This is a genomic window from Rhizobium sp. 3T7 (assembly GCF_020166565.1).
Lineage (GTDB): Bacteria > Pseudomonadota > Alphaproteobacteria > Rhizobiales > Rhizobiaceae > Rhizobium.
This window is the reverse complement of record NZ_JAIQXS010000002.1, coordinates 1-19,067: the sequence shown is the minus strand read 5'-3', so window position 1 is coordinate 19,067 and position 19,067 is coordinate 1. Positions and strand designations below refer to the sequence as shown.

Sequence of the window (19,067 nt, the reverse complement as noted above, 5' to 3'; positions counted from 1 at the left end):
ACGCCAGGACGCTCAGATGCGGAAGTGCTTCGAGAGCTTCAGGCCCTGGGCTTGATAATTGGAGCCGAGGCCGGAGCCGTAAAGGCTTTCTGGGTGTTCCTGCATGTGTTCGTAGACCAGGCGGCCAACGATCTGGCCGTCCTCGAGGATGAAGGGGACCTCGTGGCTGCGGACCTCGAGCACGGCGCGGCTGCCGCGGCCGCCGGCAGGCGCATGGCCGAAGCCGGGGTCGAAGAAGCCCGCATAGTGCACGCGGAATTCGCCGACCAGGGGATCGAAAGGAGTCATCTCGGCCGCATAATGCGGTGGCACATGGATGGCTTCGCGGGAGACCAGGATGTAAAACTCGTCCGGATCAAGGATCAGTTCGTTGCGGCCACGGCTATAGAGCGGCTCCCAGAAGTCATAGATGTCGTGTTGTGCTTTCTTGTCGACATCGACGACGGCGGTGTGGTGCTTGCCGCGGTAGCCGATCAGGCCGTCCTTGTCGCCGGCAAGGTCGATCGACAGGGCAATCCCGCCACCCGATACATTCGGCTGCTTGCTGGCAACCAGCGTTTCAGCATCGTGCAGCGCCAGCAATTCGGGCTCACCAAGCAAGGAATGACCGACACGGAATCGGATCTGCGACAGCCGCGAGCCGCGACGCACGACGATCGGGAAGGTGCGTGGGCTGATTTCGAGATAGAGGGGACCAGAATAGCCGGTCGGAATCTTGTCGAACTCCTGGGCGTAGTCAGTGATGACGCGCGTGAAGATATCCAGTCGTCCCGTCGAGCTCTTCGGATTGGCCGAGGCCGACATATCGGCCGGCAGGTCGAGGCGCTCCATCAAGGGAACGATATAGACGCAGCCGGTTTCCAGCACGGCACCTTCGGAGAGGTCGACGACGTGAAGGCTCAGACGATCGAGCTTGTCGGACACGAGATGGGATGGGCCTGGCATGAAGCTCGCGCGAACGCGAAACGCCTTGGCGCCGAGCCTTAGGTCAAGGCTTGCCGGCTGGATCTGGTCGTGATCCAAATCGCGCTCGGAGCTGAGGCGCCCAGCCTCAAAGAGCGCGGCAATCGCACGATCTGCCAAAATTCCTGTTACGCGAGCCATCATGCCCCATCCATATTTGTCGCAGACAAAACCAAACTCAAGGAATTGACGCAAGCACAGAACGGCAGTATTGCAGCTTTATCCCGTGGTGATTTGGCCGGTCGGCTTGCAGCCACGTTAAACAAGTGGCTAAAAGGACCGGGTGCAAAACCGGTCTGCTTTCGCGGCCGGTTTTTTTGTTGTTTGAAAGTGGTGATTCATGAGCAAAACCTGGCGCCCGGCAACCCAACTCGTCCACGACGGTTCGCTGCGTTCGCAATATGGCGAGACCTCCGAAGCAATCTACCTCACGCAAGGCTTCGTCTATGAAAGCGCGGAAGCGGCAGAAGCACGCTTCAAGGGCGAGACAGAAGGCTATATCTACGCCCGTTACGGCAGCCCGACAAACGACATGTTCGAGAAGCGCATGTGCGCACTCGAAGGCGCCGAAGAAGCCCGCGCTACGGCATCCGGCATGGCAGCCGTTACCGCCGCAATCCTTTGCCAGGTGAAGGCCGGTGACCACATCGTTGCCGCCCGCGCGCTCTTCGGCTCGTGCCGCTGGGTCGTCGAGACGCTGGCGCCGAAATACGGTGTCGAGTGTACGCTGGTCGACGGCCGCTATCTGGAGAACTGGGAAAAGGCGGTCCGCCCGAACACCAAGGTGTTCTTCCTGGAAAGCCCGACCAACCCGACGCTCGAGGTGATCGATATCGCCGGCGTCGCGAAGCTCGCCAACCAGATCGGCGCCAAGGTCGTCGTCGATAACGTCTTCGCCACTCCGATCTTCCAGAAGCCGCTGGAGCTCGGCGCCCATATCGTTGTCTATTCGGCCACCAAGCACATCGACGGCCAGGGCCGCAGCCTCGGCGGCGTGATCCTCTCCGACCGGGAATGGATCAACGAGAACCTACAGGACTACTACCGTCACACCGGCCCGGCGATGTCGCCGTTCACAGCCTGGACGCTGCTGAAGGGGCTGGAGACGTTGCCGCTACGCGTCAAGCAGCAGACCGAAAATGCATCGAAGATCGCCGACTTCCTGGCCGATCAGCCCAAGGTCGCCAAGGTCATCTATCCCGGCCGTAAGGATCATCCGCAGGCCGACATAGTCGCCAAGCAGATGAAGGGCGGCTCGACGCTCGTCGCCATCGAACTGAAGGGTGGCAAGGAAGCAGCCTTCGCGCTTCAGAACGCGCTTGATATCGTCAAGATCTCCAACAATCTGGGCGACGCCAAGAGCCTGATCACGCACCCGGCGACGACGACGCACAAGAACCTGACCGACGAGGCACGCGCCGAGCTCGGCATCTCTGGCGGCACCGTTCGTCTCTCCGCCGGCATCGAGGACACGGACGATCTGATCGAGGATTTCGCCCAGGCGCTCGCCAAAGTGAAGGCCTGATCGGCCCATATCGGCCGGGTCACCCTCCGATCCGGCCGACTGCCATACGCGCTTCTGCCACACGCGAAATGGGCTAAAATTGGGCTTAGCGCGCGAAACCTCTAGCTATTACAGGCATTAGGGCGGTGATCGCCTATCGGTTTATTGACGGATCGACCGGCGTATAAGATACCGGTAACGTATGTTGACTATGGTGTAGGCATGTACCGCGCCCTTACACGAGACATTGAAGTCGTCGTCGAACCCTTTTATCTGGAGGAGCAATCCGATCCGGAGGACGATCGTTATGTCTGGGGCTACAAGATCGTCATCAGCAACAATTCCGACAGGACCGTACGGTTAGTGAACCGCTACTGGAACATCACCGACCAGAACGGAATCGTCGATGAGGTGACGGGCGCCGGCGTTGTCGGCGAACAGCCGCGGCTTGCGCCGGGCGATACCTACGAGTATTCCTCGGGCTGCCCGCTGGATACGCCATCAGGGCTGATGTTCGGCCACTACCAGATGGAAACCGACGAAGGCGAGCTTTTCGATGTCGCAATACCCGCCTTCTCGCTGGATTCGCCAGGGCTGCTCAGAGTCCTGAACTGATCACTCAGCAGCCAGCGCCACCTCTTCCACTTCGAAGCGATAGGTCGTCGAGCAGAACTCGCAGGTGACCGAAATCGCGCCGTCTTCCTGGCTGGCATCGATTTCTTCGGCAGAGAAGCCCTTCAGCACGCCCTTGATCTTCTCGCGCGAACAGCTGCAGCGATCGAAGACCTCACGCGGTTCGTAGACGCGAACGCCGCGCTCGTGGAACAGCCGGTACAGCAGCCTCTCGGTGCCGACCTGCGGATCCGTCAACTCGTCGGCATCGATCGTGTCAACGAGCGAGCGGGCTTCCATCCAGGCATCGTCTTCCTTGTGGGAACCGCCGGCCGTGTCGCCGTCGCCGCCGTGAAGATCCGGCTGGCGCATGCGCTCCGGCGCTTCCGGCAGGAATTGGGCGACGAGACCCCCTGCCCGCCAGCGGTGACGCGGCTTGCCCGCTTCGTCGCGGTCGAAGAGCTCGGCAGCGGCAAGACGCACCCGCGTCGGGATCTGTTCCGATTGGCGAAAATAGGTGCCGGCAATCTCCTCGAGGGTGGCCCCGTCGAGCGCAACGATTCCCTGATAGGGCTGGGTGAATTTGCCCTGGTCAATCGTAAACGCCAGCATGCCCTTGCCGAGCAGCTGTTCAGGCTCGATCTGCCCGGTGGCGATGGCCTTGTCGAGGAGGCCCTGGTCGAAACGCGCATAAGCACGCACGTTCTCGGGCGTCGAGAAATCGCAAACGAGCAGGTCCACCGGGCCGTCGCCTTTGGTCTGCACCGTGAACTTGCCGTCAAATTTCAGCGACGTGCCGAGCAGCACCGTCAGCACGACGACTTCGGCAAGAAGCCTCGCGACAGGCGCGGGATAACGATGACGCTCAAGGATCGCGTCCAGCATCGGCCCGAGCTGGACGGCGCGTCCACGCACATCCAGGCCTTCGACCTGAAACGGAACGACGTGATCATCGCCGGCGAAATTGAACTCGCCGAGGGCGGCTGCAGGGTCTGCCATAGTCTTCTCCTAGTCTGAGAGCGGCAGACGAGAGTGTCCATCCGCTCGCGCGGCCAACGAGCCTTCCGGCCAAACGTGGCATCCAGTATGGTTCAGATCGCGCCCAGGCACCAAGCAAGAATCGACTTCTGCGCGTGAAGACGGTTTTCCGCTTCATCGAAGACCACGGATTGCGGGCCGTCGATCACCTCGTCCGTGACTTCCTCGCCACGATGGGCAGGCAGGCAATGCATGAACAATGCATCCTTGCCGGCCTGCGCCATCAAAGCCGAATTGACCTGATAAGGCTGGAAGACGTTGTGACCCCGGGCCCGATGTTCCTGATTCATGGAGACCCAGGTATCAGTCACCACGCAATCGACGCCGGCGACCGCACGGTCGGCATCATGGCAGAGCATGATTTCGGCGCCCTCATTGCGGGCCCAGTTCAGATAGTGATCCTTTGGCTCGGAACCAAGGGGGACCGCCATATTCATACGATAGCCGAAACGGGCAGCCCCTTCGACCAGCGAATGCAGCACGTTGTTGCCGTCACCGGTCCAGGCAATCGTCTTGCCCTTGATGGGTCCGCGATGCTCCTCGAAGGTCATGATGTCAGCCATGATCTGACAGGGGTGCGTGTCGTCGGTCAGCGCGTTGATGACGGGAACGGTCGCATGCTCGGCCAGCTCCAGCATGCGGGCATGATCGGTGGTGCGGATCATGATCGCATCGACGTAACGTGAGAGTACCTTCGCCGTGTCGCCGATGGTCTCGGCACGGCCAAGCTGCATTTCGGTGCCCGACAGGAACAGCGTCTCGCCACCCAACTGACGCATGCCGACATCGAAAGACACGCGGGTACGGGTCGAGGGCTTCTCGAAGATCATCGCCAGCATTTTGCCGGCGAGCGGCTTGTCACCTTGCCCGGCCTTGAAGGCCTGCTTGCGGGAGATGGCGTCATTCATGATGAGCCGCAGGTCGGATGACGCGACGGCGGAGAGATCGAGGAAGTGTTTGGGGGAAGCCATTGTCTTTACCTATCACGCCCGCCGTCCGACAGGCATTATCCATTAAGCCGTCTTCTTGACCTTCGAAGCGCGCACGCTTTCGGCAGCGCGTTCTAGGCGGGCAAGGCCCTCGCGGGCCTCGTCAGCGGTGACGACCAGAGGCGGCAGAAGACGAATAACGTTGTCGCCTGCGGGAACGCCGAGCAGATGGGCGTCACGGATTGCCTGCAGCAGCTCGGAAGACGGCACGGCAGCCTTGACGCCGAGCAGCAGTCCCTCGCCGCGAACGTCCTCGATGATATCAGGATAGCGATCCTTGAGCGAGGCCAAGCCTTGACGGAAAACCAGCGAGACGTCGCGCACTTGCTGCAGGAAGCCGTCCGCGAGGATCACGTCGAGCACGGCACTACCCACAGCCATGGCAAGCGGATTGCCGCCATAGGTGGAGCCATGTGTGCCAGCCTTCATGCCGGAAGCGGCCTCTGCCGTCGCAAGGCAGGCGCCAAGCGGGAAGCCGCCGCCGATGCCCTTGGCGACTGCCATGATGTCGGGGGTGGCGCCGGACCATTCATGTGCGAAGAGCTTGCCGGTGCGACCCATGCCGGTCTGCACTTCGTCGAAGATCAGCAGCAAGCCGTGATCGTCGCAGATCGCGCGAAGCGCCTTCAGGAACTCGTTGGCCGCCGCACGGACGCCACCCTCGCCCTGAACAGGCTCGATGAGGATCGCGGCCGTCTCGCTGGTGATGGCGCTGCGAACGGCATCGAGATCGCCGAACGGAACCTGATCGAAGCCGGGCGCCTTCGGGCCGAAACCTTCGAGGTACTTCTCTTGGCCACCGGCAGCAATCGTCGCCAGCGTACGACCATGGAAGGCACCTTCAAAGGTGATGATATGAAACCGCTCGGGATGGCCCTTTGAGAACTGGTAGCGGCGCGCGGTCTTGATCGCGCATTCCAGGGCTTCCGCGCCGGAGTTCGTAAAGAACACCTTGTCGGCGAAGGTCGCCTCGGTCAGCCGCTTCGCGAGCGTTTCCTGACCCGGGATCTCGTAGATATTGGACAGGTGCCAGACCTTGTCGGCCTGCTCTTTCAGCGCGCCTACCACATGCGGATGGCTGTGGCCGACGGAGGTGACGGCAACGCCTGCGCCGAAATCAAGATATCGCTCGCCCGTTTCGGTGATCAGCCATACGCCCTCGCCTCGCTCGAACCGCAGCGGGGCACGAGAGTAGGTATCGTAAAGCGCGGCTTCAGCCATGGCGCGATCTCCTGTCATTGACTATAAGCGGCCGGACTCCGGCTAAGGAAAGCGGGTCCGGAAAATTAAAAATGCCGCCTTTCGGCGGCGAGCAGCACTATTTACTTTTCGCACTGCAATGTCAACAAAACTGAGGTTTTCCTGCATGCGTCAAGCCGCCATCTGGAGGTGCCGGAGCTATCAACAACTAATGTTGCAGAAATGACTCTCTCGCCCAGCAAGTTGGGGAAAACTTGAAATTCGATTCGCCGAGATTCAACCGACTCTTGTCACGGAGTCAGCCTCACACTAGGTTAAAACTCAATTACTAGACTGCATGCGGCGGAACTAGTCACCAAAATCGAGCAAGCGTTTCTTGCCTCGGATACGTCCGGGGCAACGGTGAAGGATTCTGCCTACACCAACGCTAATAAGGCGGAGACAGGGGCATGAACTGGACAGACGAGCGCGTTGAAAAACTGAAGAAGCTGTGGTCCGAGGGCCTGAGCGCCAGCCAGATCGCAGCGCAACTTGGCGGTGTAAGCCGTAACGCCGTCATTGGCAAAGTCCACCGTTTGAGTTTGCCCGGCCGCGCCAAGGCCGGAGGCTCGACAACCACTGTCAGAACGCCCAAGCGCACGACATCCGCGCCGCGCGCTCCGAACTATGCATCTCGCGTCACTACGCGCACCGTCACCCGCCAGCAGGGTGCGACGATGCTCAAGGAAGAGATCGAAATCGATGCCATCGAGGAAATCAGCTATCGTCCGGCCGCAAACGTCGTCGTTCCGATTTCTCGCCGCCTCGGCCTGACGGAACTGACCGAGCGCACCTGCAAGTGGCCGGTCGGCGATCCGCTGAAGGACGACTTCCACTTCTGCGGCTGCGAATCCCCGGACTCCTCCCCTTACTGCACCTATCACCAGCGCATGGCCTATCAGCCGGTCAACGAGCGCCGCAAGGCCGCCAACCGGGTCGCCTGACCCGGAAGCCGGATAAGGAACAAAGAAACGGGCCCTCGCGGGCCCGTTTCTTTGGACGGTGTGGATGCCTCCCAGGAGAGCTTTAGGCTTCCATGGAATAGCCGGCACCGCGAACGGTGCGGATCACGTCCTGCATGTTGGAGAAGTTCAGCGCCTTGCGCAGACGCCCGACATGAACGTCGACAGTACGCTCGTCGACATAGATGTCATGACCCCAGACGCCGTCGAGCAGCTGGGAGCGCGAGAAGACACGGCCAGGGGATGCCATCAGGAACTCGAGAAGCCGGAATTCGGTCGGACCGAGGCGGACTTCGCGGCTCTTGCGATGAACGCGGTGCGTCTCGCGGTCAAGCTCGATGTCGCCGCACTTCAGCAGCGTGGAAAGCACTTCCGGCTTGGCACGACGAAGCATCGCCTTGACGCGGGCGACGAGCTCCGGTGTCGAAAACGGCTTGACGACGTAGTCGTCGGCGCCGGTGGAGAGGCCGCGAACACGCTCACTCTCCTCGCCGCGAGCTGTCAGCATGATGATCGGCAGGCGCTCCGTTTCCGGCCGCATGCGCAGGCGACGGCAGAGCTCGATGCCTGATACGCCCGGCAGCATCCAATCGAGGATCAGAAGATCCGGCGTGCGTTCCTGCAGCCGGATCTCAGCCTCGTCGCCGCGAAGGATTGTGTCGACCTCAAAGCCTTCAGCCTCAAGGTTATAGCGAAGAAGCACGCTCAGTGCTTCTTCATCTTCAACGACAGCTACTTTTGGTATCATTCGTTTCGGTCTCCTGGGGGCGCGGTCGCTTAACGATTATTCCGTAACGGCGCCGACGGTGTTGGCGGTATCGTCCTTCGGACGTTCGCCTTCCGGCTGAGCACCGGTGGCCATGTAATAGATGGTTTCAGCAATGTTGGTGGCGTGGTCGCCGATACGCTCGATGTTCTTGGCGCAGAACAGAAGATGCGTGCAGCTGGTGATGTTGCGCGGATCTTCCATCATGTAGGTGAGCATCTCGCGGAACAGCGAGGTGTACATCGCGTCGATTTCCTCGTCGCGCTCACGGATCGACTTTGCCTTGTCGGCAGCACGGCTCGTATAGACGTCGAGCACTTCCTTGAGCTGGACAAGCGCCAGTTCGGAAAGGTGCTCGAGGCCGCGGGCGAGCTTGCGCGGCACGCCGGCGCTCTGGACCGCGATGACGCGCTTGGCGGTGTTCTTACCGAGATCGCCGACGCGCTCGAGATCGGCCGCGATGCGGATCGAACCCATGATCTCGCGAAGGTCGGCCGCCATCGGCTGGCGACGGGCGATTGTCACGATCGCCTTGTCCCCGATCTCGCGTTCAGCGTGGTCAAGGATCACGTCGTCGGAGATGACCTTCTGGGCCAGGGCCGTATCGCCGTTGACGAGAGCGCGAACGGCATCCGAAACCATCTGCTCGGCAAGGCCGCCCATTTCCGAAATACGGCGGGACAGGAATTTCAGATCGTCGTCGTAGGCAGAAAAGATATGTGTCGATGCCATAGGGCTCATCCTTGAATATGGTGAGGGTTGCCGACGCCGGCGATCAACCGAAGCGACCCATGATGTAATCCTGGGTGCGCGGGTCATCCGGGTTGGTGAACATCTTGTCAGTATCGTTCTCTTCGACGAGGTTGCCGAGGTGGAACATGGCCGTGCGCTGCGACACGCGGGCGGCCTGCTGCATCGAGTGCGTCACGATGACGATCGTGTAGTTCTCGCGAAGCTCGTGGATCAGTTCCTCGACCTTTGCCGTCGCAATCGGATCGAGTGCCGAGCATGGCTCGTCCATCAGGATCACTTCAGGGCTCACCGCAACAGCGCGGGCGATGCAAAGGCGCTGCTGCTGGCCGCCCGAAAGACCAGTGCCGGCTTCATGAACGCGATCCTTCACCTCGTTCCACAGGCCGGCGCGCTGCAGGCTGAGTTCGACGATCTGGTCCATGTCGGCCTTCGACTTGGCGAGACCGTGGATGCGCGGGCCGTAGGCGACGTTCTCGTAGATCGTCTTCGGGAACGGGTTCGGCTTCTGGAACACCATGCCGACGCGGGCGCGGAGCTCCACGACGTCGATGTCGGGATCATAGATATCATCACCATCGAGCGTGATCTTGCCGGTCACGCGGCAACCGTCGATCGTGTCGTTCATACGGTTCAGACTGCGCAGGAAGGTGGATTTGCCGCAGCCCGAAGGGCCGATGAGGGCCGTCACGGTGTTTTCGCGGATGTTCAGCTTGACGTCGAAGAGCGCGCGCTTCTCGCCGTAGTAAACCGAGACGTCCTGGCCGATCATCTTATAGGGAACGGTATTCATCTTCTGATCCAGAGCCTTCTCAACTGCTGCTTCCGTCAACATGTTCATAATGTCTACTCCGTTTACCAGCGGCGCTCAAAGCGACGACGCAAGAGAATGGCTCCGAGGTTCATGACGATCAGGAACAGGAGCAGGACGATGATAGCGCCAGAGGTACGCTCGACGAACGCGCGCTCGGCTTCGTTGGCCCACATATAGACCTGCACCGGCAGGGCCGTCGAAGGATCCATGGGCGTCGCCGGAGCGTTGGCGACGAACGCAACCATGCCGATGAGGAGGAGCGGCGCGGTCTCGCCGAGCGCGTGCGCCAGGCCGATGATGGTGCCGGTGAGAATACCCGGCATGGCCAGCGGCAGCACGTGGTGAAAGACCATCTGCATCTTGGAAGCGCCGAGGCCGAGAGCAGCCGCCCGGATCGACGGCGGCACTGCGCGAAGCGCTGCGCGGGTCGCGATGATAATCGTCGGCAAGGTCATCAGCGTCAGCACCAGACCGCCAACCAGAGATGCGGAACGCGGCAGGCCGGCGAAGTTGATGAAGACGGCGAGGCCGAGCAGACCATAGACGATCGAGGGAACGGCTGCGAGGTTGTTGATGTTGACCTCGATCAGGTCCGTCAGCTTGTTCTTCGGCGCAAATTCTTCGAGGTAGATCGAAGCGGCAACACCGATCGGCAGCGAAAGTACGAGCACGATCAACATCAGGTAAAGCGAGCCGATCAGGGCGACGCCGAGACCGGCGGCCTCGGGGCGGCTGGAGTTGCCGTTGACGAAGAGCCCGGTGTTGAACGTCTTGTGCAACGTCCCGCTTTCCGCCAGCTGGTTCATCCAGCCAACCTGCCTGTCGTTCACCTTGCGGTTCTTCTCGTCCACCTTCAGATCGATCTGCCCCTTGTTGGCGGAGTCGATGTTGGCGTCGGCAAGCAGCGTCACATTGACCGTCTTGCCGATCAGCGATGGATCGGCGATGACCATGTCGCGCAACTGGATGGGCGCTCCCTTGGAAATCATCGCGGTCGCGTCACGGACTTCTGGACGGCTCGACGCATTGAGGTTCAGCGCCTTGATCATCGCATCACGGATGAGCACGGGATAGTTGGCGGCAACCAGCACCGACGGATCGGTCGCGCGCTTGTTGTTCGGGTCGATCGTCTTCTCGCTGAACTCGATCGGCAGCGTGATCGCCGTCTGCTGGAAGGCCGTGTAGCCCTTGCTGATGACGCTCGTGAGCAGGATCGCCAGAAAGATCAGGCCGAAGGAGATTGCCGCGACGCCATAGGCGCGGAAGCGGCGTTCGGCGGCATAGCGGCGCTTGAGGCCGATATCGCGGCGTTCAGGTGCCTTGGAGACAACGACACCCTGAACCGGAGAAACAATATCCGTCATTCGTACTGCTCCCGGTATTTGCGCACGATGTAGAGCGCGTAGATGTTGAGGCAAAGCGTGATGAAGAACAGCGTGATGCCCAAAGCAAAGGCAACGAGCGTCTGCGGCGACGTAAATTCGAGGTCGCCCGTCAGCTGGTTGACGATCTTGACCGTCACCGTCGTCATCGGCTCGAACGGGTTGATCTGGATGCGGGCGGCAACACCTGCCGCAAGCACGACGATCATCGTTTCGCCGACGGCGCGCGAGGCGGTCATCAGCAGCGCGCCGACGATGCCGGGAAGCGCTGCGGGAAGCACGACCTTCTTGATCGTTTCCGAGCGCGTGGCGCCGAGACCGAGCGAACCATCCCGCAGGGCGCGCGGGACTGCGGTGATAATATCGTCAGACAGGGACGAAACATACGGGATCAGCATGATGCCCATGACGATACCGGCGGTCAGAACGCTCTGCGCCTGAATGAAGTTCGCATAGTTGCCGGTCAGGAGGCCGTTGACCTGTGAGGACAGGTCGCGGAGGAAGGGGCCGACGGTGACAAGGGCGAAGAAGCCATAGACGATCGTCGGAATACCGGCGAGAACTTCGAGCAGCGGCTTGGCAATCGAGCGGACCTTGGGAGCGGCATACTCCGCCATGTAGATCGCGGCGAACAAGCCGACCGGCACCGCGACCAGCATCGCCACGAAGCCAATGTAGAGCGTGCCGAGCAACAGCGGGATCAGGCCGAATTGCCCGAAGGACGAGCTGCCGGCACCGGCAAAGCGCGGATCCCAGACCGTTCCGAAGAAGAAGTCTGCGGCAGGAACGGTCGCGAAGAAGTGGGCGGCTTCCGTCAGCATCGACAAAACAATACCGATCGTCGTCAGAATGGCGATCGACGATGCCAAAAGGAGGCCCCAGAGCATGACGCGTTCGACGCGGTTTCGCGCACGGAACCGCGGTGCGACTTCGCGAAGCGCATAAAAGGCGCCAGCAACGGCAAGAACGAGAACCAGCGCCGTCATGACGAGGCGGCTGGAGCCGGATTCTGCGTTAAGCTTCTGCGCCGCATCGATCATGTAGGGCTGTGGCTGACCAGCAAGCGGAACACCCTTCGCAGCAAGCTTTGCCTGGAGGCCAGCCGGATCGCTGGTAGCACCGCTGATCTCCTCCGGCGCGAGCAGCGGCAAGCCGCGCGAAATGGCGTTGACCATGCCGTAGTTCAAATTCTGCTGCGCAGCGGGCTGCGCCTTAATGTCGTCCGGAAACGATCCACGGACGGAGGATTCAATGATCGAAGGGCTGATTGCCAACCAGGCGCACAGCACGATCAGTGCCGGCAGGATTGTCCAGATCGCCGCATAGGCGCCATAGTAACCCGGTCGTGAATGCAACGCAGAGGACTTGCCTCCGACAAGTGCCGTAGCGCGGCTGCGGGCTGCCAGAAAGGCAGCGGCGCCCAGCACCACGAGGCACAGGAGTATGACGGATGTGCTCATTCGAAAGGTCCCCAGGCCCTTTGACCCCAAAAAGCGGAAACGGCAGGCGGACCGATCCGGCTCTCAAACTTGGAGAAGTTCAAACCCCGTCGCCAACTGGCGGAACAAGGCAATGCCGGCGCGATCTGGTGATCGCGCCGGCAAAGGTCATTACATGGTCTTGCCGTCTTCAACGCCCTTGCGGATCGCGTCGCGCTCTGCGTCCGGAGCAGCAACGAGGCCGTATTCAGCGAGCGGGCCGTCGGGACCGATCATCTGGTCGGAAACGAAGAAGTTGACGTATTCCTTGAGACCCGGGATGACGCCGAGGTGTGCCTTCTTGACGTAGAAGAACAGCGGACGGGAAACCGGGTACGTGCCGTTCGCGATGGTTTCGGTCGACGGAACGATACCGTTGACGGACGCAACCTTCAGCTTGTCAGCATTGTTTTCATAGAAGGAAAGGCCGAAGACGCCAACGCCGGTCTTGTTGGCAGCGATGCGCGCCAGCGTTTCCGGATAGTCGCCATCGATGTCAACAGCAGCGCCGTCCTTACGGACTGCGACACAAGCCTTGGTCTGAGCAGCCTTGTCGGTGATTTCCTTGGCGATCACGTCGAGAGCGCCCGAGGCCTTGCAGCCAGCTGCGAGAACGTTCTGTTCGAAGACTTCGCGCGTGCCATGCTTTTCGCCCGGGATGTAGGCAGCGATGTCAACAGCCGGGAGCTTCGGATTAACTTCCGACCACTTCTTGTACGGGTTGTTGACGAGCTTGCCGTCAACGACAACCTGAGCGGCCAAAGCCTTGTAGAGGTCGGCCGGGACGTAGGCAACGTCCGGGTTGGACGAGTCGGTTGCGAAGACGATACCGTCGTAACCGATCTTGACTTCCTGGATGTCGGTTACGCCGGCTGCCTTGCAGGCGTCCAGTTCCTTGGCGTTGATCGGACGCGAAGCGTTGGCAACGTCGATGCTATCAGGGCCGACGCCCTTGCAGAATTCCTTGAGGCCAGCGCCCGTGCCGCCGGATTCAACGACCGGCGTCTTGAAGTCCTTGAAGGTTTCGCCGAAGGTTTCGGCAACGATCTTGGCGTAAGGCAGGACGGTGGACGAGCCAGCAACCTGAACCTGGTCGCGAGCAACGGCCGCGCCAGCGAAAGCGGCGGAAGCGGCAAGTGCTGCGACCGTGAGTTTAAAAGCGTTCATAACAATCTCCCGGGCATATAGCGGTCTGAGTGCGGCCTTGAGCGGCCCTTGGCGGTGCCGTCTATCAGCGGCCCGCTCTCTTTAGCCCCTGATGGCTAGAGCTTTTATGTCATTTTGACGAAACATTTGTGACAGGTTAAGCATCTGAATTTATTTATAAAAATTCTATTGCTATAGCAAACGTTTACAGTTTTATGTCAAAACCGCACGGTGAAGCTCGTCCCCTTCCCGACTTCCGACTTGACGATGAGGCGCGCCCGGTGTCGCGTCAGGATGTGCTTGACGATAGCAAGGCCCAACCCCGTGCCCTTCTTCGAGCGGCTATCCTCGATGCTCACGCGGTAAAATCGCTCCGTCAGGCGCGGCACGTGCTCGGCTGGAATGCCCGGTCCCTTGTCGACCACGGTAACTTCCACCGGCTCGCCCTGACCGTTTTTCAGGAAGACATCAACGGTCTTGCCCTCCTGCCCATATTTGCAGGCATTTTCTATGAGGTTTTCAAAGACCTGAACCAGCTCATCACGGTCGCCAAGCACCTCTGCTCTGCCTTGCGGAAGATGCAGAGCGATCTCGACCCCGACGTCATTTGCAAGAGGCACCAGCGAATCTCTGACGTGCCCGAGCAAAGGAACCAGATCGACTTTTTCATCCGGGGCGATATGCGACTTCAGTTCCAGCCTCGAAAGGGACAGCAGGTCGTCCACGAGGCGGCTCATGCGGGTAGCCTGATCCAGCATGATGCCGAGAAAGCGCTCCTGCGCCTTCGCGTCGTTCTTTGCCGGCCCCTGAATGGTCTCGATAAAGCCGCGCAGGGACGCAAGCGGCGTGCGCAACTCATGGCTGGCATTAGCGACGAAGTCGGAACGCATGCGGTCGATGCGGCGGACTTCGGAAATATCCCGAAAAGAAACCACGAAGAAACGCTCATCAGCAGGCTGCTGCCCGTCAAGATCCACAGGCGCGCTGCGGACGATGTAAACGCGCTCGGATGGCAGGCGTTCGGAGTGCTCGATCTGGTTCGGTGCATTGGTCGCGATCGTTTCACTGATCATGTCGAGGACGCCAGGCGAGCGCAGGCGCGCGGAAATATGGGCACCAATCGTGGCCTCGCCAAAAGCCTTTTCGGCTGCGTGGTTCTGGTAAAGTATCGAGGCATCACCGGAAAGCACCATGACCGGGATATCGAGCGCCGCTAGCGTCGCGGTAACCTCGACCAGGCGGCTGGCGGGGGTTTCGATAGTCTCGGGAACGGGTTCTGGCGTGACGTCCCGGATGATCGGAACCGAATACCATAAAGTAGTAACGATCATCAGCAACAGGAGACCGAGTACGACCCACTTGTTCGCGCCTGCGGCAAGCGCGATCAGTGCGATCAGCAGCGCCACGAGCAGGACGGGGCGCTCCTGCCGAGTGCGCAAAATCAGGCTTCGTGTCCATGGCGTCTCGTCTTGCAACTGCCCCTCGCGATTTCGACTCGTACTTCTATCTTCAAACTCTGCCTGATAGCCGTAAATCATGACAGAAGTTTTCGGCTGCAGCCAGCAGACGGAAAAGCCGTGACGGGAACGCACAGGAATTTCGGCAAGCTGCAAGACATTTGATTTTTAACGAGAAATATGGTCGCATGTGTTCAACAAAACTCAGAGCGGGGAGAACGCCATGGCCGATGATGTCGAGAGCAGAGCCGTCGAACTGGACATCCGCGGAAAGAAGCGCGTCTTCGATGTCGACGATCCCGTGCTGCCGGACTGGGTTGACGAGGCCGCTTTGCAATCCGGCGGCTATCCCTACGACAAAAAGCTCAAGGAAGAGGAATATCTTGAGGAACTGGAGAGGCTGCAGATCGAGCTAGTGAAGGTGCAGTTCTGGCTGCAGGCCACCGGCAAGCGCGTCATGGCGCTTTTCGAGGGGCGAGACGCGGCCGGCAAGGGCGGTGCGATTTCCGCCTCGTCAGCGCACATGAATCCCCGTCTTATCCGCGTCGTCGCCTTGACCAAGCCCACCGAACGCGAAGCCGGGCAATGGTATTTCCAGCGCTACATCGCGCAGTTCCCGACAGCCGGAGAATTCGTTCTCTTCGACCGGTCCTGGTACAACCGCGCCGGTGTCGAGCCCGTCATGGGCTTCTGCACGCCCAAGCAGTATGAAGACTTCCTGAACCAGGCGCCCCTGCTCGAGAAGGTGATTGCCCACGAGGGTATCTTCTTCTTCAAGTTCTACCTCGATATCGGCCGCGAGATGCAGCTGAAGCGCTTCCACGATCGACGCCACGACCCGCTCAAAGTCTGGAAACTATCGTCGATGGATATAGCGGCACTGACGAAATGGGGCGACTATAGCGAGAAACGCGACCGGATGCTGAAGGAGACCCATACGGAATTCGCACCATGGACGGTCATTCTTGCCAACGACAAGCGCCGGGCCCGGCTGAACCTCATTCGGCACATGCTGAAAACGATGGACTACGACGGCAAGGACAAAGATGCGGTCGGTAAGCTCGACGAAAAGATCATCGGCTCAGGTCCCGGCTTCCTGAAATAGCCTACTGTCCCGGGAGGATCCGCACGGCGTAGAGGTTGATGCCGCGCGCCTTGCCGTCCACGTCGCTGTTGATCATCAGACTACCGGCAGAGTTCGGCGCCAGCGATCGATCGAAGCGGACCTGAAGCAACACATCCGACTTCTGCCGGGTGACGGAGAAGCGATGCCGGGCGCAGTCGCCGAGTGACTGGAAATCGCATTCCACCGTAATCTGAGTCGGCTCATCGGAGGTGGACTGCAGCGTGATGGCAATCGTCGAGGACTTGCCGGCCATTTGCTGTAGCACATCGGCCGGAACGCTGATGCCGACATTGCCGTCGGCGCCGCTGCTCTGCGAGATCAGGCGCACTGCCGGGCCATCGCTTTCGGCAACCTTCTGGATCTGAGATTGTGGGCCGGCCTTGATCTTATCCGCGTCGGACGGCGTGAAAACCTCGATCCAGTCGGCAGAAAACGAATTTTGAGGATCGATCGCAACTGGGGCCGCATTGTCACCTGCGGCAGCATTGCCGGTGCCGTCGTCGGCACCGTCGAAATCTTCCGGCTGGGTACTCGCCGGCGGATTGGCGACGCTTGTATCTCGCTCCGCGGCGCTCTTCAGCAAGCCCGAAGAGTACACCCACCAGGCGCCCATGCCGATGAAGGCGAGAAGCACGCAGGCGACCAGCAGCCGGGAGAAGAACTTGCGAGGTCTACGGCGAACGGCCGCGCGCTCCGGCCGGAAGTCCATCTGGGCCGGCTTTCGTTCCGCGACCGGCGCCTCGGCAGCCGGCGCGACGCCGAGATGATCACCGCTGCCGGCATGGACGCCGGCGAGGCTGGATTCGTCGTCGAAGCGCGGGTCCGTGATCGAATGCTCGCGGGTCTCTCCGCCGATCGAAACGCTCGTCGCCTCGTCCGCTGCCACATGGGCAACAGGTTCCTGTATTTCCACCACGGGTGGAACAGGAACCTCCGGAGGTCCCTGGCGCGGATGAAGACGCTCCCGCTCCTCCGCTTCGATCATGTGAATCGTCGTTTCGAGCCGGTGGCGGTGATAGGCAACCGCTTCCGTGTCGGTGATGTCCTGCTTGCGAAGACCGGCTTCGAGAGCCTGACGCGCGGACTGGTAAATCTTTGCACGGACTTCGGGATTGTCGCGATCGGCATTGCTGAGCGCCGTTCTGATAGCCGTTTCTAATCCGCTCACGTCCGGTCCTTTACTCTGAGACTGGGCCTGTCCTTAACACTTCGTAAATGCGGTAACCGCTGCCACGGCAAATCGCAAGCCTCCGCCATGCCTGCAATCCGCATCGGCGGGGGAAAACGTAGGGTTGCCGCACGCCATCCTATGTCCTTGCAAAGAATAGCCGATATTTGTGGAATCGATAGAGCGAGCTTTTCCTCCGCCAAAGTCTCTGCTATCACATTGACGTTTTCGTAAACGTCAATTCTTATGGTGTCCCATGGCCCTACCCCCGATCCTGACCCAAAATCTCAGATTGCCGGTCGTCGCCTCGCCGCTCTTCATCATTTCGCACCCGGCGCTGACGCTGGCGCAGTGCAAGGCCGGGATCGTCGGCGCCTTTCCGGCATTGAATGCGCGGCCGGAGAGCCAGCTCGACGAATGGCTTGCCATGATCACCGAGGATCTCGCCGCGCACAACGCCGCAAACCCTGGACGCCCGGCTGCCCCGTTTGCTGTCAACCAGATCGTCCACATGTCGAATAAACGGCTGGAGCACGATCTCAGGCTCTGCGTCAAATACAAGGTGCCTGTTGTCATCTCTTCGCTCGGCGCCGTACCGGAAGTGAACGCCGCCGTGCATTCCTACGGCGGGATCGTGCTCCACGACGTCATCAATAACCGGCATGCGAACTCGGCCATCCGCAAGGGTGCTGACGGGCTGATCGCCGTCGCAGCCGGTGCCGGCGGCCATGCCGGCACGCTTTCGCCCTTTGCGCTTGTCCAGGAAATCCGCGAATGGTTCGACGGGCCGCTGCTGCTTGCCGGCGCGATTGCCAACGGCGGCGCCATCCTCGCGGCGCAGGCGATGGGAGCCGACATGGCTTATGTAGGCACTCCCTTTATCGCCACCGAAGAGGCGCGCGCCTCGGAAGCCTACAAGCAGGCGATTGTCGACGGCATGGCAAACGACATTGTCTATTCTAACTACTTCACCGGGGTGCACGGCAATTATCTCAAGCCGTCGGTCAGGGCCGTCGGCCTCGACCCCGACAACCTGCCGGTTGCGGATCCCTCGAAAATGGATTTCGAACAGGCCGTCGGCGGCGCCAAGGCCTGGAAGGACATCTGGGGCAGCGGACAAGGCATCGGTGCCATCAAGGGGATCGAACCCGTCGGCAAACTTGTCGATCGGCTGGAGGCCGAGTATAAGAGCGCCCGGACGCGGCTGTCGCTCTAGGGGCTGGCCGCAGATTTCCACAGCGCCCTTCTTTTTTACCGAAGAGATGACAGGGCGCTTGAAATCTTCAAACAATGCCTGTATCAGCGCCATGCATTCGCGGGCCGCATCGTTCGGCCACAGGGTTGCCGCTTTAGCTCAGTCGGTAGAGCACATCATTCGTAATGATGGGGTCACGTGTTCGAGTCACGTAAGCGGCACCATTCCACTCCTTCCCATTGAAATTATGCGCATCGCACGCGCTTGCGAAGCAAAGTCGGATGATAGCGGTAGCTCTAGGTGCCCCATCGTCGGCACCACCCCGGTCTCCGGGGCCCTGCACTGTTCGATACGCTACTCCTCCCTGAATGCCTTCATCATCTGGTCTGAGAATGGTTTGAGGAGGTATGAGAGTGCGGTTCGTTCTGCGGTTTGGACGAAGACTTCGACGGGCATTCCGGGGATGAGTTTGTTGTCT

General features: G+C 60.5%; 17 protein-coding genes, 1 tRNA gene and 1 riboswitch. Of the genes, 6 read left to right on the top strand and 12 right to left on the bottom strand.

Translation table 11 applies throughout. The features are described from left to right. Positions 1-12: 12 nt before the first annotated feature. Complete coding sequence (locus tag K9B32_RS02845) at positions 13-1,107, bottom strand: 2'-deoxycytidine 5'-triphosphate deaminase (protein WP_007796236.1); 1,095 nt, start codon at positions 1,105-1,107, stop codon at positions 13-15. Between the two features lie 72 nt (positions 1,108-1,179). Next, positions 1,180-1,258, top strand: a riboswitch (SAM riboswitch). A 45-nt stretch (positions 1,259-1,303) separates the two neighbouring features. On the opposite strand from K9B32_RS02845, the gene K9B32_RS02840 reads away from it, so the two are divergent. Next, a complete protein-coding gene (locus K9B32_RS02840) occupies positions 1,304-2,488 on the top strand; it encodes an O-succinylhomoserine sulfhydrylase (protein WP_224560378.1) in 1,185 nt (394 codons plus the stop codon). A 201-nt stretch (positions 2,489-2,689) separates the two neighbouring features. Then, positions 2,690-3,082, top strand: coding sequence for a Co2+/Mg2+ efflux protein ApaG (gene apaG / locus K9B32_RS02835; protein ID WP_224560377.1), 393 nt, complete (start codon positions 2,690-2,692; stop codon positions 3,080-3,082). Here the strand turns inward: apaG and K9B32_RS02830 are convergent, their stop codons facing one another. From K9B32_RS02830 to K9B32_RS02820, 3 genes are all read right to left on the bottom strand, one after another. Continuing rightward, entirely contained in the window at positions 3,083-4,078 is a 996-nt protein-coding gene (locus tag K9B32_RS02830) for an Hsp33 family molecular chaperone (RefSeq protein ID WP_224560376.1), read from the bottom strand. It lies immediately after the preceding gene. 92 nt (positions 4,079-4,170) lie between these two features. Further along, a complete protein-coding gene (gene argF / locus K9B32_RS02825) occupies positions 4,171-5,088 on the bottom strand; it encodes an ornithine carbamoyltransferase (protein WP_224560375.1) in 918 nt (305 codons plus the stop codon). A 42-nt stretch (positions 5,089-5,130) separates the two neighbouring features. Then, positions 5,131-6,327 carry an aspartate aminotransferase family protein gene (locus K9B32_RS02820; protein ID WP_224560374.1) on the bottom strand — a complete coding sequence of 399 codons (1,197 nt, stop codon included), beginning with the start codon at positions 6,325-6,327 and terminating at the stop codon, positions 5,131-5,133. Positions 6,328-6,755: 428 nt separating this feature from the next. Here K9B32_RS02820 and K9B32_RS02815 point away from each other — a divergent pair, with 428 nt between their 5' ends. Next, positions 6,756-7,289 carry a GcrA family cell cycle regulator gene (locus tag K9B32_RS02815; RefSeq protein WP_224560373.1) on the top strand — a complete coding sequence of 178 codons (534 nt, stop codon included), beginning with the start codon at positions 6,756-6,758 and terminating at the stop codon, positions 7,287-7,289. An 82-nt stretch (positions 7,290-7,371) separates the two neighbouring features. Here the strand turns inward: K9B32_RS02815 and phoB are convergent, their stop codons facing one another. The 7 genes from phoB to phoR form a co-directional block, all read right to left on the bottom strand. Then, positions 7,372-8,055 carry a phosphate regulon transcriptional regulator PhoB gene (gene phoB, locus K9B32_RS02810; RefSeq protein WP_007529789.1) on the bottom strand — a complete coding sequence of 228 codons (684 nt, stop codon included), beginning with the start codon at positions 8,053-8,055 and terminating at the stop codon, positions 7,372-7,374. Between the two features lie 36 nt (positions 8,056-8,091). Further along, positions 8,092-8,805, bottom strand: coding sequence for a phosphate signaling complex protein PhoU (gene phoU, locus K9B32_RS02805; protein ID WP_007796220.1), 714 nt, complete (start codon positions 8,803-8,805; stop codon positions 8,092-8,094). 43 nt (positions 8,806-8,848) lie between these two features. Further along, the gene (pstB, locus tag K9B32_RS02800) at positions 8,849-9,664 is read right to left on the bottom strand and encodes a phosphate ABC transporter ATP-binding protein PstB (protein WP_007796217.1); all 816 of its coding nucleotides are present in this window, start codon (positions 9,662-9,664) and stop codon (positions 8,849-8,851) included. A 14-nt stretch (positions 9,665-9,678) separates the two neighbouring features. Further along, positions 9,679-11,001: a phosphate ABC transporter permease PstA gene (gene pstA, locus K9B32_RS02795; protein ID WP_224560372.1), complete on the bottom strand. Its 1,323-nt coding sequence runs from the start codon at positions 10,999-11,001 to the stop codon at positions 9,679-9,681. Continuing rightward, a complete protein-coding gene (gene pstC, locus K9B32_RS02790; RefSeq protein WP_224560371.1) occupies positions 10,998-12,479 on the bottom strand; it encodes a phosphate ABC transporter permease subunit PstC in 1,482 nt (493 codons plus the stop codon). Before pstC ends, pstA begins: the two co-directional genes overlap by 4 nt. Before the next feature lie 150 nt (positions 12,480-12,629). After that, positions 12,630-13,664, bottom strand: a complete 1,035-nt coding sequence (locus K9B32_RS02785) for a substrate-binding domain-containing protein (protein WP_224560370.1) — start codon at positions 13,662-13,664, stop codon at positions 12,630-12,632. Positions 13,665-13,861: 197 nt separating this feature from the next. Continuing rightward, positions 13,862-15,085, bottom strand: a complete 1,224-nt coding sequence (gene phoR / locus K9B32_RS02780; RefSeq protein WP_224560836.1) for a phosphate regulon sensor histidine kinase PhoR — start codon at positions 15,083-15,085, stop codon at positions 13,862-13,864. Between the two features lie 238 nt (positions 15,086-15,323). Here phoR and ppk2 point away from each other — a divergent pair, with 238 nt between their 5' ends. Continuing rightward, positions 15,324-16,205, top strand: a complete 882-nt coding sequence (gene ppk2, locus K9B32_RS02775; RefSeq protein WP_224560369.1) for a polyphosphate kinase 2 — start codon at positions 15,324-15,326, stop codon at positions 16,203-16,205. A 1-nt stretch (position 16,206) separates the two neighbouring features. Here the strand turns inward: ppk2 and K9B32_RS02770 are convergent, their stop codons facing one another. Continuing rightward, complete coding sequence (locus K9B32_RS02770; protein ID WP_224560368.1) at positions 16,207-17,394, bottom strand: hypothetical protein; 1,188 nt, start codon at positions 17,392-17,394, stop codon at positions 16,207-16,209. A gap of 256 nt (positions 17,395-17,650) precedes the next feature. Between K9B32_RS02770 and K9B32_RS02765 the strand changes: the two genes are divergently transcribed. Further along, positions 17,651-18,610, top strand: coding sequence for an NAD(P)H-dependent flavin oxidoreductase (locus K9B32_RS02765; RefSeq protein WP_224560367.1), 960 nt, complete (start codon positions 17,651-17,653; stop codon positions 18,608-18,610). A gap of 127 nt (positions 18,611-18,737) precedes the next feature. Continuing rightward, a tRNA-Thr gene (locus K9B32_RS02760) sits at positions 18,738-18,813 on the top strand. The last annotated feature ends 254 nt before the right edge of the window (positions 18,814-19,067 follow it).